This is a genomic window from Lentilitoribacter sp. JB5-8 (assembly GCF_055693385.1).
On record NZ_CM146332.1, the window covers coordinates 2,545,409 to 2,560,677 of the forward strand.

Annotated in this window: 16 protein-coding genes; 7 read left to right on the forward strand and 9 right to left on the reverse strand. The window is 44.3% G+C overall.

Features of this window, described 5'->3' with window-relative positions:
• Positions 1 to 89 precede the first annotated feature (89 nt).
• Together ACZ1GZ_RS12450 and ACZ1GZ_RS12455 are read right to left on the reverse strand one after the other, a co-directional pair.
• Positions 90 to 605 carry a redoxin domain-containing protein gene (locus tag ACZ1GZ_RS12450; RefSeq protein ID WP_472665197.1) on the reverse strand — a complete coding sequence of 172 codons (516 nt, stop codon included), beginning with the start codon at positions 603 to 605 and terminating at the stop codon, positions 90 to 92.
• Positions 602 to 1,285, reverse strand: coding sequence for a GntR family transcriptional regulator (locus ACZ1GZ_RS12455; protein ID WP_472665198.1), 684 nt, complete (start codon positions 1,283 to 1,285; stop codon positions 602 to 604). Before ACZ1GZ_RS12455 ends, ACZ1GZ_RS12450 begins: the two co-directional genes overlap by 4 nt.
• A gap of 264 nt (positions 1,286 to 1,549) precedes the next feature.
• On the opposite strand from ACZ1GZ_RS12455, the gene ACZ1GZ_RS12460 reads away from it, so the two are divergent.
• From ACZ1GZ_RS12460 to ACZ1GZ_RS12475, 4 genes are all read left to right on the forward strand, one after another.
• Positions 1,550 to 2,323: an SDR family NAD(P)-dependent oxidoreductase gene (locus ACZ1GZ_RS12460; RefSeq protein ID WP_472665199.1), complete on the forward strand. Its 774-nt coding sequence runs from the start codon at positions 1,550 to 1,552 to the stop codon at positions 2,321 to 2,323.
• Positions 2,324 to 2,376: 53 nt separating this feature from the next.
• Positions 2,377 to 3,357, forward strand: coding sequence for a TRAP transporter substrate-binding protein (locus tag ACZ1GZ_RS12465; protein WP_472665200.1), 981 nt, complete (start codon positions 2,377 to 2,379; stop codon positions 3,355 to 3,357).
• 75 nt (positions 3,358 to 3,432) lie between these two features.
• Positions 3,433 to 3,966 carry a TRAP transporter small permease gene (locus ACZ1GZ_RS12470; RefSeq protein WP_472665201.1) on the forward strand — a complete coding sequence of 178 codons (534 nt, stop codon included), beginning with the start codon at positions 3,433 to 3,435 and terminating at the stop codon, positions 3,964 to 3,966.
• 4 nt (positions 3,967 to 3,970) lie between these two features.
• Positions 3,971 to 5,254 carry a TRAP transporter large permease gene (locus tag ACZ1GZ_RS12475; protein WP_472665202.1) on the forward strand — a complete coding sequence of 428 codons (1,284 nt, stop codon included), beginning with the start codon at positions 3,971 to 3,973 and terminating at the stop codon, positions 5,252 to 5,254.
• Between the two features lie 92 nt (positions 5,255 to 5,346).
• Here the strand turns inward: ACZ1GZ_RS12475 and ACZ1GZ_RS12480 are convergent, their stop codons facing one another.
• From ACZ1GZ_RS12480 to ACZ1GZ_RS12500, 5 genes are all read right to left on the reverse strand, one after another.
• Positions 5,347 to 6,057 (reverse strand): cytochrome b561 domain-containing protein, encoded by a 711-nt coding sequence (locus tag ACZ1GZ_RS12480; RefSeq protein ID WP_472665203.1) that lies wholly within the window; start codon positions 6,055 to 6,057, stop codon positions 5,347 to 5,349.
• A gap of 7 nt (positions 6,058 to 6,064) precedes the next feature.
• Positions 6,065 to 7,009, reverse strand: coding sequence for a carbohydrate ABC transporter permease (locus ACZ1GZ_RS12485; protein WP_472665204.1), 945 nt, complete (start codon positions 7,007 to 7,009; stop codon positions 6,065 to 6,067).
• Positions 7,009 to 7,920 carry a carbohydrate ABC transporter permease gene (locus ACZ1GZ_RS12490; RefSeq protein WP_472665205.1) on the reverse strand — a complete coding sequence of 304 codons (912 nt, stop codon included), beginning with the start codon at positions 7,918 to 7,920 and terminating at the stop codon, positions 7,009 to 7,011. Before ACZ1GZ_RS12490 ends, ACZ1GZ_RS12485 begins: the two co-directional genes overlap by 1 nt.
• Before the next feature lie 82 nt (positions 7,921 to 8,002).
• Entirely contained in the window at positions 8,003 to 9,331 is a 1,329-nt protein-coding gene (locus ACZ1GZ_RS12495) for an extracellular solute-binding protein (protein WP_472665206.1), read from the reverse strand.
• A gap of 36 nt (positions 9,332 to 9,367) precedes the next feature.
• Positions 9,368 to 10,450, reverse strand: coding sequence for an ABC transporter ATP-binding protein (locus ACZ1GZ_RS12500; protein ID WP_472665207.1), 1,083 nt, complete (start codon positions 10,448 to 10,450; stop codon positions 9,368 to 9,370).
• Between the two features lie 156 nt (positions 10,451 to 10,606).
• On the opposite strand from ACZ1GZ_RS12500, the gene ACZ1GZ_RS12505 reads away from it, so the two are divergent.
• Positions 10,607 to 11,638, forward strand: a complete 1,032-nt coding sequence (locus ACZ1GZ_RS12505; RefSeq protein WP_472665208.1) for a LacI family DNA-binding transcriptional regulator — start codon at positions 10,607 to 10,609, stop codon at positions 11,636 to 11,638.
• A gap of 22 nt (positions 11,639 to 11,660) precedes the next feature.
• Here the strand turns inward: ACZ1GZ_RS12505 and pdxH are convergent, their stop codons facing one another.
• Together pdxH and ACZ1GZ_RS12515 are read right to left on the reverse strand one after the other, a co-directional pair.
• Positions 11,661 to 12,302 carry a pyridoxamine 5'-phosphate oxidase gene (gene pdxH / locus ACZ1GZ_RS12510; protein WP_472665209.1) on the reverse strand — a complete coding sequence of 214 codons (642 nt, stop codon included), beginning with the start codon at positions 12,300 to 12,302 and terminating at the stop codon, positions 11,661 to 11,663.
• 111 nt (positions 12,303 to 12,413) lie between these two features.
• Positions 12,414 to 13,118 carry a GntR family transcriptional regulator gene (locus ACZ1GZ_RS12515; protein ID WP_472665210.1) on the reverse strand — a complete coding sequence of 235 codons (705 nt, stop codon included), beginning with the start codon at positions 13,116 to 13,118 and terminating at the stop codon, positions 12,414 to 12,416.
• A gap of 292 nt (positions 13,119 to 13,410) precedes the next feature.
• Here ACZ1GZ_RS12515 and ACZ1GZ_RS12520 point away from each other — a divergent pair, with 292 nt between their 5' ends.
• Both ACZ1GZ_RS12520 and ACZ1GZ_RS12525 read left to right on the forward strand, forming a co-directional pair.
• The gene (locus ACZ1GZ_RS12520; protein ID WP_472665211.1) at positions 13,411 to 14,418 is read left to right on the forward strand and encodes a tripartite tricarboxylate transporter substrate binding protein; all 1,008 of its coding nucleotides are present in this window, start codon (positions 13,411 to 13,413) and stop codon (positions 14,416 to 14,418) included.
• Between the two features lie 91 nt (positions 14,419 to 14,509).
• Positions 14,510 to 15,268: a hypothetical protein gene (locus ACZ1GZ_RS12525; protein WP_472665212.1), complete on the forward strand. Its 759-nt coding sequence runs from the start codon at positions 14,510 to 14,512 to the stop codon at positions 15,266 to 15,268.
• The last annotated feature ends 1 nt before the right edge of the window (position 15,269 follow it).

The window sequence follows — 15,269 nt, forward strand, 5'->3', positions numbered from 1 at the left end:
CAAGCAATCTACAAATACAAAAATGCTCGCCTATGAGATAATTGAACCTCATCTGCGAGCATTAAGATACCTAATTTAATATTTATTGCTTATGCAGTGCCACGCACAGGACGATTATTGTTGATGTTAAAAATCATCCCATCGAGTAACTCGTCCAGATCAGGTCGTGATGCCGGTCCATTGGAGATATCGACCAACATCAATGAGCCATCTGGACGGATTGCAAATGTTCCAGGTTCTGAAAATGGATCGGTGGTTTCGGCTTCTGAAAGCGGCTCGGAAACATAAAGCCCAAGCGTGCGCATTCTATCCACTGTTAAACCGTAGCCCAACTCAAAGTTCCAGCCAAACTCATCACGGTCAGCGATTGCTTTTTCTTTCGTATCAGCAGAAACAACAATTACATCCATAACCGCTGTCCATTCCGACAGCATGTCATTTAATTTATTCAAATAACGCTTACAGCGCGGACAGTGACGACCACGATAAACTACAAGCATTGTCCAACGATCTTTCTCTTCACCTATGGTCACCGGTGTATCGCTGTTTAATGTTGCGATTTCAAATGTTTCAACTTTTTCGCCGACGCGGGGTTTATTACTCATTCTTCAAAATACTCTGTATGGTTGGTGTGAATTTGTTCAATTGTCGCATCTAATCGTGATAAATGCCTGCGCGCCACATCAACGGCTTGGTCCGGCGTGCCATTTCTAAGTGCATCGGCAATGCGAATGTGATCATCTAACAAAACAGCGAATTCGTCTTTTCTGTCCAGACTTAAAACACAAAGACGATCAACCTTTTGTTTGCTCTCTTCAATTGTTGTAAAAGCCAAAGAACAACCGCCAAGTTCGCAAATGAGCTTGTGGAAGTTATAATCCAGTGAATGAAAACGATCAGCATGCCCATCAGCCAAGCATTGGTGCTGCAATTGCAGATTCTCATCAAGCTTTTTGGCTTTCGAATCATCCCAGATTGAACAAGCATGGCGAATAACTTCAAGCTCAACGGCAAGACGCACAAAACGCGCGTGACCAATTAACTCCATGGAAAACCCGCGTACTTCTGTCGCGCGTTGTGGTCGAATTAGCAATAAATCCAAGTTTTCAAGACGATTAAAAGCATCACGTACTGGTTGTCTAGAAATACCAAATCGTTTGGCGATATCTGATTCTGATAATTTCGCTCCTGGCAAAATATTTAGCGAGGTAATATCTTCATACAATTCGCTAAACACAATGTCAGTCGCAGTGCGTCTTTCAAATTTTTCCGCTATGTCCTGCATGAAATTTTTCTTTCGCTCCCCGGTATTAACAGCATTTTGGATATCCCGATTTTTAAGGCCTTGCAAGTAGCCAAAACCTGAATATCCCCCTCTTCCCGCGTTAAACAGCTGAAAGCAAAAAATGCGTTCCAACGTTTCAAATTATCTTAACTGAGAAAATCCCACTTGACAATACTAGCATACTAGTCTTCTAATAAGAACAACAAACAGGCAATTTTCGACCCAGAAATAAACTGGGCGGCTGAAATAAGGGCGGAGAAAAATATGAATTTAGACGTTGCAGGGTCACAGGATTTAACTGGAAAAGTGGCCATTGTAACCGGCGGCGGCCGGGATATTGGGCGTGCTTGCGCAATCAAGTTAGCCCAATGTGGTGCAGCTGTTGCTATTAACTACCACAGCTCTTCAGCAGGCGCAGACAGTGCTGTTGAAGAAATCAAAGCCATGGGCGGCCAAGCAATCGCATTGCAAGGCGATATGACATCTCAAGATGATGTTACATCATTGATTGACCAAACGGTTTCATCTTTCACTGGCAATATCGATGTTTTGGTGCATGTAACAGGTGGACTTGTTGCAAGAAAAACACTTGCAGACATGGATATCGAGCATTGGAACTACGTGATGGAGCTTAACTCCACGTCTTTCATGCGCGCTGCAAAAGCAGTTCTACCACACATGAAAAATGGTGGTTCAATTGTTGGGCTTGCGAGCCAAGCCGGACGTGATGGAGGCGGACCAGGTGCATCAGCATATGCTGCATCAAAAGGTGCCGTTATGACATTCACACGTGCTTTGGCAAAAGAATTAGGACCAGAAATCAGAGTTAATTCAATCTGCCCAGGCATGATTGATACTGATTTTCACAACACATTTACAAAATCTGATGTGCGCAAACATGTTGCAAACATCACACCATTAAAGCGCGAAGGAACGCCTGAAGATGTTGCAAACCTTGCAGCATTCTTAGCCGCGGACAGCGCAGCATTTATTACAGGGACTAATGTCGACATCAATGGCGGCATGCTCTTTTCGTAATAAGAATTCGTAAGAATTCCAAATAGTTACCAAAACAGTACAGGGAGGAAATCATGTACAAAAAACTATCAACTACTCTTCTTGGGGCCGCTACTGCATTGTCATTATTGTGTGGTGCTGCTGCATCCGCTGAATGGCGCGCATGGAACATCCATAACGATGGTCACCCAAACACTGGCGCTATGGATCGTTTTGCTGAGCTTGCTGCAGAAAAAACAAACGGCGAAGTAAAAATTGAAGTATTCCATGGTGGTGTACTTGGAACGCAGCCAGATGCACTTGAGCAAGTGCGTATTGGTGCGATCGATGTAGGTAACTTCTCAATGGGTCCAATCGGTCCAATGGTAAACGAAGCTAACCTTGTTTCACTTCCATTCATCTTCAAAAGCGTGCCACACATGTTCCGTGTGATGGAAGGCGAAGCTGGCGAAATCATTTCAAAAGCTATGGCTGCTGAAAACCTATTGCCATTGGCATGGTTTGATGCAGGTGCACGTTCATTCTACGCACAAAAAGCAATCAACACACCAGCTGATGTTGTAGGCCTTAAAGTTCGTGTTATGAACAACAACCTCTACACATCTATGATCTCAGCAATGGGTGGCAACCCATCTCCAATGGCCTTCTCTGAAGTTCAACAAGCGCTGAAAACTGGTGTTGTTGATGCTGCTGAAAACAACTTCCCATCATACAAAAGCGTTGGTCACTTTGAAGTTACTAAAAACTACTCTCTAAGTGAGCACTTGATCATTCCTGAGTGTATTTGTGTGAACACTGCAAAGTTTGAAGCTTTGTCTCCAGACATGCAAGCAGCAGTAAAAGCTGCGGCTCAAGAAGCTGCTCTTTACCAGCGTGAACTATGGGCTGTTGATACAGAAAAAGCACGTAAAGACGTTGAAGCTGCTGGCATCAAAGTCAACGAAATTGCTAACAAAGCTCCTTTCCAGGAAGCAATGGCAGCAGTTTATGACGAATACCTAGCTGCAAACCCTGACATGAAGACACTTGTTGAGCTTGCTCAATCAACTGACTAGTCTAAATTTCAGGTCTAAAAATAAGGCGTCTGGCCTCGCATAGAGTGTCAGGCGCCTTTGTCTGGAGGGTTTTAAATGCCACAATCTGTTACGCAAAATGCGCTCATTCGCAAAATGAATACTGCGTTCGATTTCATAACAAAGATATGCTTTATTCTTGCTGGAACAGCGCTGGTCTTAATGACAGTATTGTTCGCTTGGTTGGTATTTGGCCGTTATGTATTAAACGATACACCGACTTGGGTTGAGCAACTTTCACTTTTATTGGTCATGGTTATTGCATTCTTTGGCGCAGCCGCTGGCGTTCATCAGCATACGCATTTATCAGTGGTCGTATTTCGCAGCATTGTTCCGGAAAATATCCGACTAGCTTTCGTTGTGATTTCAGATTTTCTAATGATGTTATTTGGCGGGCTCATGTTCTGGTACGGTATCGATTTGACCGTGTTCAAATGGCGCGCACTCATTCCGCTTCTTGAATGGAATGAAGGGTTACGCTCGCTACCCCTTACAATTTGCGGCGCACTTATTTTTCTAATCTCAGTCGGTCATCTTATTCGCGTGTTTACCCGCACAGATGAACGCCACGACAGCATAGAACAAGGATAACAGCATGGGATTGGCGTTACTTCTGGGAACTTTTGCAGTTTCCGTTATCATCGGAATGCCCGTTGCGTTTGCGCTTGGCATCGCTTCATTGGCCGCGTTTTGGTATGAGGGACTTCCCCTCCTCGTTGGTTTCCAACGTATTATTTCAGGGATCAATGTTTTTTCATTGATGGCGATCCCGTTTTTCATTTTCGCCGGCGACTTAATGTTCCATGGCGGCATTGCAATGCGTTTGGTTCGTTTTGCACAATCTGCTGTTGGCGCTGTACGCGGTGGTCTTGGCGTTGTGAATGTGTTCTCATCCATGCTGTTTGGCGGTATTTCCGGCTCAGCGATTGCCGATATTTCAGCGCTTGGTTCGATTTTGATCCCGGTGATGAAAGACAAAGGTTATGACGCTGACTACGCAGTAAACGTCACCGTTACATCATCCATTGCCGGTATTATTATTCCACCTAGCCACAATATGATCATCTTCGCTCTTGCAACAGGTGGTGCAGTATCCATCTCAAAACTGTTCTTGGCTGGCGTTGTGCCAGGCATTTTGATGTGTCTATGTCTTGCTGCAACTGCATATTTTGTTGCCGTAAAACGTGGCTATAATGCAGAAAAGTTTCCTGGTTGGAAAATATTGGCGCTTAACTTCGCAAGTGCGATCCCAGGTCTAATGACTGCGATTATCATTGTTGGTGGTACACTTTCAGGCGTGTTCACAGTAACAGAATCTGGTGCATTCGGTGCAATGTACGCGTTCATTGTAACGCTACTGGTTTATCGCAACATCACATGGACAAACTTTAAAACTGCTGTTGTTTCATCGGTTCGAACAACGTCCATGGTTATGATCTTAATCGCATGTGCAGGTGCATTTGCTTACATGCTTACTTTCTATCGCGTACCGACAAAAACAGTTGAATTGCTCACTGGTATAACAGACAACCCGATCTTGATCTTATTAATGATCAACGCAGTTCTTCTTCTGTTGGGTATGATTATGGATATGGCAGCGCTTATTCTAATCTGTACGCCAATATTCCTTCCTGTCGCAGCAAGCTTGGGAATGGATCCAATTCAGTTTGGAATTATGATGCTTGTCAATCTTGGTTTGGGATTGTGTACACCACCGGTTGGCACCTGTTTATTTGCTGGTTGTGCAGTGGGTAAATTGCCCATAGAAAAGGCTGTTAAAACCATATGGCCTTTCTATATCGCAATTTTCATTGCGCTTATGTTGATCACATATGTACCGGCAATATCACTCACATTACCAAACCTGATTTCAGGCTAAGTAATTCCAAAACACAAAAACAGCCGCTGGATGATCCAATTCAGCGGCTGTTTTTATTTGCGACCAGAGCATTACGTATTTTGGCTAAGTGATCAATCCATCATATTCTTGCGTTTCACACCCCAGCCTATGGTTTTAACCTGATTACCGGGAAGCTCAGGATCATCGCCCCAAATCGCTTCATAGGTATCTCGAGCACGCCCAGCTTTTTGCAACGATACAAAAACAACAAAAATAGCGATCCACCAGGCAAGAATAACAACCCACATCCATATCGCTGCATTGACGAGCCAAAGCCCAAACAAGGTCGTAGCCCACGCGACAAGCAGGCACAGATAGCCCACGCTTTTATGGAAATATTCAAAGGCATTTCTGCGCGGGGTCATATCAAAGTGATCACCTCGAATTGTACCCGTGCGCTCAACTTCTGTTGGCCCGCCTTTGGTGCCGCGTAACCAACCCGCAAGATATTGCGCTGAACACAATACAATTGTTAGCCAGCCCACCCATTTATGAAAGAAAGCATTTTCATAGCTACCAGTTTCACCCCAAACCAGCCACATAGCTGCAATGATCAGCGCGCCACCGAAATATTGGAATATTAAGTGGCTGGTCCACCAGGTTTTATTATCTAATTCTTCCGGCCAATTTTGTTTGGGCATGATCTTAAAGAAGCGTGCTGATAAAATACCCAATGGGATAAGGAATGACCACGTGGCCACCATCAACCGGGCGTGCCAAGACACGCCTTGACTTATCTCGTGGAGCCGACTTGGATCAATGGGTGATAGCAACCATTCCATTGCAATATCAGCCTTTAACCGCACCCGCTGTCATGCCGGTGATAATCTGGCGTGAAGCAAATAAAGTGAAGATAATTGGTGGGATCGCCAACAACATGCCCGTTGCCATGATCACACCCCATTCAATGTTGAATTCGGACATATTGTTCACAATCAAGATCGGAACAGTCTTAGTGTCTCTATCTGACAAGGCGCTGGCGAGCAGATACTCGTTCCAAGCAATGCGGAAGGTAAAAATTGCTGCCGCAGCGAGACCGGGCTTAATAAGTGGCAGGACGATCAGGAAAAACACGCGATATGGACCCGCGCCATCAATACGCGCAGCTTCCTCTAATTGACGCGGGACTTGAACAATGAAGCTCTGCAGGATCCAGATCACAAATGGCAGGTTCATCGCAACATAAATCAAGATGATGCCTGAATGCGTACCTGCAAGACACACGTCCCCTCGTCCGCCAAACGTATCGCGGATGAAAGCGCCAATAAAGGAAGTTTTATCGATACAGAATTCATTGTTCCACAGACCAAATACTGGCACCAACAGTACGGCCGGTGGAACCATGCGGACCATGAGCGTACCGCCGGAGACGACATCGCGCCCCATAAATCTAAATCTAACCAAGGCATAAGCTGCCATACAGCCGATAACTAACGTTAAAATCGTTGAGATGAGAGCAATCACCAACGAATTGATCAGCGATCCGCCAAACTTGAGCGAGCAAAAATCCAAATGATCAAGTTCATATGGCAAGACATCACAAAGTGCAGTTTCGTAATTTTGGATCGTTGGCAGGAACAGCAATCCAGATGTGCCGGATAAAATATCAACATCAAGCTTGAAGGAATTGACAAACATCAGCGCGACAGGACCGACGGCCATGAAAACCAATGCCGCAAGCAGTGCAAAATAACCCGGATGTTGTTTGTCGTAATTTGTATTAGAGTTTGACATTATTCATCCCCCTCTTTTGCGGCTCTTAAACGCGCAGCACGGTTCTCGACATACTTGTTGTAAGCAATCATGGAAAGCGTGAATATAAGTAGTAAAATCAATAGGTAATTGGACATCGCAGCCGCGACACCCAGCTCTCGGAATTCCGTCGCAGTCCGCGAAATTCTAAGCGCTAGAATTTCTGTTGAAAGACCTGGGCCACCTTCTGTCATGACTAAAATCACCTCAAGCACTTTAAACGCATCGATTAATCGCAGCAGGCAGGTAACGATCAATACCGGCATCATCAATGGTATTTTGATATGTATTATTTGCTGCCAACCGGTTGCGCCATCAATACGCGCAGCTTCGAGCGTTGACTTTGGCAAAGACTGAAGCGCCGCAAGCGTGAGAATGAAAATAAACGGTGTCCACTGCCAAATATCGGCGATGATGATCGACATCAATGCATGTTGACCCAGCCAATCCACACCTTCAAATCCCATGGATTTCAAAAAGCGATTAAACGTGCCAACGGTCGGGTGATACATATAGCGCCACATGAGACCGACAACCACAGGGGCAATCATCATTGGCAGAATGAACATAGTTCTTAAGATAGATATGCCGCGGATATTGCGATCAAGAAGTAAAGCCAGCCCTACTCCGAGCAACATTTCAATCGACACAACAGCAAATGCAAATTTGAGAGTTACGCCCAAGCTCTCGTGAAAAGACGGATCATTGAGCAAAGTTATATAGTTTTTAAAGCCGACGAATTCTGTTTCGCCAATAGTCTGACTGGGATCCCATTCGCGGAATGATCCATAGACCATATAAAGCAACGGATATAAGAGCGCTATCAGCATGATAATTGCAGCAGGTGCAAGGAACACAAACGGCGCAAGTCGATTTATAGAAGCATTATTCATCGTAATTGCCAAAAACAAAAAAAGGTTTGTTGATTAGGCCCGCCCCTTTAGGAGGCGGACCATCGCGACTTCTTGGAGGAAATTACTGCCAGGTGTAGTAACCGGCTTCTTCCATCACAGTTTTGGTGCGTTCTGCAACGCCATCAAGCGCTTCTTTGATGTCAAGATCTTCTGTCAAAACTTTAGACAATGTCGTACCGATATCAGCGTTGATTTTACCCCAAACTGGGATGATTGGACGCCAGTCAGGATCAGCGTATTTCAATGCTTCACCAAATGTCGCCATGTGAGGGAATTTCGCGTTCACATCCGCATCAGCGTGTGTTGAGAAACGTGATGGGTTACCACCAGCAAGCGCTACAAGCTTGTCGCCTTGCTTGGATGTGAGCCACTGCATGAGCAAGAATGCTGCTTCTTTGTTCTCCGCATTTTTAGGAATGCCGATACCAAAGCCACCAGTTTGTGAGCCGCGACGCGTACCCATTGGGTGCATAGCCCAACCTACTTTACCAACAACTTTGGATTTTGAAGGGTCATTGATTTGACCGGCAACAACTGTCGTATCGAGGAACATGGCAGTATCACCATTTAGGAATGAACCTAAAGCTTCACCAAAACCAAATGAAGACGCACCTTCTGGTCCACAATCAACAATTTGCTTCAATGCATTTGCAGCTTTAACACCCGCTTCATTGTTAACAATTGGGTTCCAATTATCATCAAAAACGCGACCACCAAGTGGCGCCAAGTGCAACAGGAATGCGTGTGAAGCGTGGTGACCAGATGCAGCGCGGGATGAAAGACCACCCATGCCTGGCTCTAGCTCAGGAATTTTACATGCAGTTTCCAAAAGCTCGTCATATGTTTCAGGAACTTTTAAACCATGTTTTTCGAAGATGTCTTTACGGTAACCCAAAACAGATGTTTCAGAACCATATGGCACACCAAATAGTGAACCTGTTTTACCTTCAAGATAGCCTTTGTTACCACCAGCAAAACCGATGTTATAAACATAACCATCGATCAGATCATCAGCATCATAGCCGGGATCAGCAAGTTTTGGGTTCATGAAGTAACGTGCAAGGTTTTCAAGTTGATCAGCGTAAACATAATCAGCTTTTGAGAAAACCACGTAAGCGATCAGATCATAATCACCTTCGTCCTGACCAAGCTCAAGTGTTTGGCGCTCGCGCATTTTCAAATAAGGCAGTTGATCAACTTCAACCTCAATACCTGTTTCCTTTGTGAATTCAGGCAAAATCTGCATTACAGCGTTATAGTGCGGGTGTGCAGGAAAGTTTACAACAAGTGTTGTACCCTCATATTCCTTGTAAGGGTTTGAAAGCGCAGTTGAAGCTAGCATCGCTAGTCCAGCTGTAATTCCAGCAATTTTTGACATTGTTTTCAGCATAAGATCCTCCCAATATACTGCTGTCCAATTTGGACGTTACAAACGATTTTCTGATTTACGATCAAAGATCATGATGTCCTCTGGCTTAACGCCAAAGGTAACAGTTTCGCCTGACTGAACGCGGCGCGTACTATTAATTTCGACCAACACTTCTTCACTGCCACATCGTGTTGAAAGTACTGAAGTGGTGCCCAGATATTCCGCAACACTCACTTTTAATGTGATATTTGCCTTGGAGTTTTCATCCAGGCTTAATGATGACGGTCGGATACCAACATAGACTTCAATGTCCGCTGCATCTTTGAGTTTGGATGATAATTCATCAGACAACGGCATAGAAAAACCATTACCTGAAACCCAGACATGATCATCTTTTGATGAAAGCATTCCATCTAGGAAGTTCATTGTTGGACTGCCCATAAAGCCAGCAACGAATTTATTCACCGGGCTTTTGAAAAGCTCTTCCGGTGATCCTTGTTGCTGAATGATCCCGTCACACATCACAACAATTCTGTCACCAAGCGTCATTGCCTCAACCTGATCATGGGTGACATAGATCATGTTTTTATTGATGCTTTGGCGCATCTCAGCAAGCTCCGTGCGCATCTTTGCGCGCAGTTTCGCATCCAGATTAGACAAGGGTTCATCAAATAAAAATGTCGACGCGTCCCGCACCAATGCGCGTCCCATCGCAACACGTTGACGCTGACCACCAGATAATTCCGCCGGCTTTCGTTCAAGCAAATGGCCGATATTGAGCATATCCGCAACGGTCTTTACTTTCTGGTCAATTTCAGTTTGCGGACGCTTTTGCAAACGCAATGCAAAAGACATGTTCCGTGCAATATTCATATGCGGGTAAAGCGCATAATCCTGAAACACCATTGCGATGTCGCGATCTTTAGGTTCTAACTTGCTTATTGGTTTTCCATCGAAAAAGATCTCACCACCGGAAAGCGTTTCCAAGCCAGCTAAAATCCGTAATGTCGTCGATTTCCCACAACCAGAGGGTCCGACTAGAACAGTAAATTCACCATCATTGAGTTTAAGATCGAGCGGTGGCAGCACGCGTACGGAGCCATAACTCTTCTCGATCTGTTGAAGCATAATTTCGGGCAAAGTGCTTTTCCCTCCCAGAGACACGTTGCATATAATCTTGCTATTATGAGATAGGAATTTGCTTTCTGCCGCAACCGAGTATACAAATAATCTACGTTAGCGCTAACGTAATTATGATAATAATATACTTAAACTAACCCACTAAAGAGATTGAAATTGAATAAGAAATTACCTTCCAAGCCAAAGCCAAAAATCGAGGAAGTTGCTCAAGCAGCAGGCGTTAGCATTATGAGTGTTTCTCGTGCAATGCGAGGCGTTGAAGGTATTTCGCAAAAGAAACGGGAGCAGATTCTCAAAATTGCGCGCCGCATTGGCTACTATCCAAACAACGTGGCCGTCTCGTTAGCTGCCTCCAGTTCAAACCTTGTGGGTGTATCGGTTCCAACACTCTTTGGCACCGTGTTTTCTGAGATCTATGACGGCATGCGTTCGACATTGGAGAAATCCGGATTTGCCACCATTATCGACATTTCAGACTATTCAATCACCCACGAGGAAGCATGGGTTGAAAGAATGATTTCCTGGCAGCCAGCAGGCTTGGTACTCACAGGTGTCGATCATAGCCAACGTACGCGAGATGCATTGCGACGCGCCAAAATACCTGTACTTGAAATATGGGACTATACAGAAGATCCCATTGATCTATGCGTTGGCATTAATCACGTTGAAGCTGGTGCGCAAATGGGAAAACATCTCACCGGATTGGGATACAATAGTCCCGCTTATATCGGTGTGCGAAGCGGTAAAGATCTTCGCGCCGACCGCAGACTTCAGGGACTGGAATTTAGCTTTGCAGAAAAAGGCAAGCATTTTTGCGCGAAAGATCGCGAAGCAACGGTTGCAACATTTGAATCAGGTTATCAAGCCACGGCTCGCTTATTTGAAGATGAAAGTATTAATCCAGATGTTATCTGCTACCTTCACGACAACATGGCTTTTGGTGGTTTGATGTATTGCGAGCAAAACGGTATTTCGTGCCCGGAAGATATTGGAATTGTAGGTTACAACGGCCTTGCTATTAACGAGGTTCTTGCCAAGAGGATTACCACTGCCATTACCCCACGCTATAAAATGGGACAGGACAGCGCTTCACTCCTGATTGCAAAAATCCTGGGCGCGCAAACCAAAAGCACTATCTCGCACTCTGTGATTATTGAACAAGGTGAGACAACCAGATCACAGATCTAGCATTAAAGCTTGCTGGAAATGTTTACGGGAAATATTTTGAATATGTCCACGGATCATTCGCAGTTTGTCGTTTAAAGATGGCGCGATCATGCAATCTGAATGGTTTATCCATCCAAAACTCCATATATGTCGGTGTAATTTTATAGCCGTTCCAATAGTCCGGACGGTCAATTTTACCAAGCTTAAACCGCGCTGCTTGTTTAACCACGGCCATTTTCAAGTCATTACGATGCGCAATTGGGCGAGATTGCTGGCTTGCCCATGCGCCAATACGGCTGCCGCGCGAGCGAGAATTAAAATAGGTGTCCGCCTCATCCGCTGATACCATTTCTACAGTGCCACGAATTCGGATTTGACGCTGCAATGATTTCCAGTGAAAAACACATGCAGCTTTCATATTGCCTTCAAGCTCATTGCCTTTTTGCGATTGTGAATTGGTGTAGAATGTAAAACCAGTATTATCCATGCCTTTGAGCAAGACCATACGCGCATTTGGCATGCCATCTTTGTCAACCGTTGCAATGGACATTGCATTTGGATCGTTAATCTCATGCGTTTCAGCCAATTCCATCCATTGCTTGAACAAATCAAATGGCTCAGAATCTTCAATTAAATTTGAATCGTTATCAAAGGCTTCATCGAGTCCATCGAATTCATTTTCCATTCGCTTAACCTTACTTGGTGTGTTCACTTGAGCCAGACATTAGTGAAATAAAATATCCGCGCAACCCTTGGCTGGATGCACATAACGTCGCAATTGTTTATTTAGAATGCGCTATAAATTACTCAGCCCAAACTTTTCCAACAATTCGACAAGCATTTTACCAGCCTGTACGCGGTGCTCTTTGTGCACCTTAACGGCAATATCGCTTTGACCTGACTGAATAGCTTTAAGAACTTTGCGGTGATCTTCATTAGATTTTGTTGGAATAGGTCGAAGCCTGAGCGTAAGCATACGCGCGCGCTTTACTTGATCAGTATACATATCAAAGATGTTGATCACGCGCTGGTTTTCACCCAGGCGAACCAATTCAGAATGAAATTTATCATCGGCGATTGCCCAAGCCTCAAGATCTTCTTTTTCAAGCGCATTTTCCATATCGCGAATGGCATTTTCAGCCTCAACAAATTCCTCATCAGGGTGGTTTTTAGTGGCAGCCAGCTCAGCAGACAAACATTCAAGCTCTGTGAGAACCTGATAGATTTCCGTCATATCTTTTGGCGATATAGATAGTATTTTAACACCATGCCGCGGAACAACTGATACCAAGCCCTGCGCTTCCAAAATCAATGTTGCTTCGCGAACAGGAGTTCTGGACATTCCTAATAAACTAGCAAGTTCAGCTTCCAGATGATTTGACCCCGCCTGCAATTCATTTGATAAAATCATGTCTTTGAGCGTATCAACTGCATGAAAAGTATTTGGTTTTTTCTTTTGGCCTACAAACTTTTCATTTGCTTTTATATTCGTATTTTGCATGGTCTATCTATATGCCCCAAATACATGAATTCACTTGTGTAAAAGAGCAAAACACCAAATGTAAAACAGCTCCTTTATCTGCAAATACAATGCAGTTTTATCTTTCAAATGCAATATTTCCACGCAAGTAAAGCGCGATAACTACAACTATTTAAGCGCTAGAGCGCATTTACAGTCGGGCATAGGCTTTCGTTCAAATTCACCTCCAAAAATTTACCCATTAATAAATTTGACAATTTATTTATTAATGTATACGTAATTTAAAAACCAATATTGAATTTAGGAGGAACACATGAAAAATAAAGTATTGAAACTCGCAGCTGCGGCGGCGATCACGTTTGGAATGGGCAGCGTTTCTATGTCAGCAGAATATCCATTCCGCGACATCACAACTGCTGTTGTTTGGGGTGCAGGCGGCGGAACAGACTCGATCAACCGCATGATCATGGCTGAAATGGAAAAGCACCTACCCGTCGGCATTTCAGTGATCAATCAAACAGGTGGTGTCGCTGGTTCAAACGGCATGGTTTATGTTATGAACCAACCAGATGATGGTTACACAATGGTTGGTCTGTCTGAATCAAATGTGACAGCCGCTGTCCAAGGTGGTTGGGACAAGAAATTTGAGTTCTGGCATCCATTCATCGTTGGTGGTTCACCAGATCTGATCTCAGTGCCAGCGAATTCACCATACAACACACTAGAAGAATTGGTTGATGCTGCAAAAGCTGCACCAAATTCTATTCCTGCAGCGGCTTCAGGTTCTGGTTCAATCCACCACCTCAATCTACTCGCGATCGAAAATGGTTCAGGCGCAAAGTTCAAATTCGTACCTTACAAAGGGTCTGCACCTGGTCAAGAAGCTGCTATTGCGGGCGAAGTTGCACTTGTTGTGACATCTTTGGCTGAACAAGCACCACTCATTGCAGGTGGCAAACTAAAGCCTTTGGCAATGCTGACACCAGAAGCTGCTGATTTTAATGGTCAAACCATTCCATCAGCGTTTTCCAGCTATGATGGCTTGGACAAATATCTTCCATTGAAACAAGCCATCGGTTTTGCGTTGCATGCGTCAGCTCCGGATGAAGCAAAAGCTGCCATCACAGCCGCGTTTGATAAAGCTGTGGCATCTGACGTTGTTGCTGAATGGGCGAAAGCAAACAACTATGACGTATCAGGCAAATCCGGTGCAGAAGCATCTGCAATCTTCTCAAAGCTTGAAAGCACATTTGCATGGACACTTTGGGATCTTGGTGCAGCGAAAGTTGATCCGTCAACTCTTGGTATCGCAAAACCTTAATTCGATATCATAATTCCACCCCGGAACGTTGCTGGCTGGTCAATTTGATCAGCCAGTAGCACTTTATATAACAACTAAAAAAGCGATTATCATGGAAGATAAAACCGTTCTTAGAGCCCGAGATTTTTGGACCTCGTTGATCCTAATGGCGACTTCGGTCTTTTTCATCTACAAAACCACTGACATACCATTCTTCGACACCAAGTCCGCGGGTGTAGATGCTGCTGAATGGTATAATTCAGCAGCACTTGTACCCTATGGTATCTTCTATGCAATGTTGGCTTTATCAATCGTCTTGTTGTTTATTTCAATTAGAGACGGTGGTGCGCATCGCGCATTATCTCTGGCTGGAATCGGTTTTACCAAAGAAGAAACAATACGCATCACAAGCGTGTCTGCAATTTTGCTTTTATATATTTTCGGTTTAGTACCACGCATTGATTTCATTATCGGCTCAGCGTTAATGATCACATGCCTCATTTGGGGCTTTCATAAAGGTGATCAAAAATCCATGTTAACGAGCATTGCTGCAATGGCAATTGCATCCATTTACGCGTTGGTCGCACATTTCCCTCGTAGTGAATGGACAAAACCGCATGACGACGATTGGGTCACACTTGCGGTATTTGCAGCATTAACATTGATCATGTTCATCAAAGAACGCAGAGCAAAGAAGTTAGATAATATCGTCAAATTTACGCCAGTGATCTCAATTCTCGTGCCAACAATTTTAGTCTGCGCAATGGCCTTTGGTTTTCGCCAGAATGTGCCAAATCGTCAGGGCCTCATCTTCTCACATATTGAATATCACTATTTTGTAACGATCAAACCAATTTGGCAGGGACAATAAG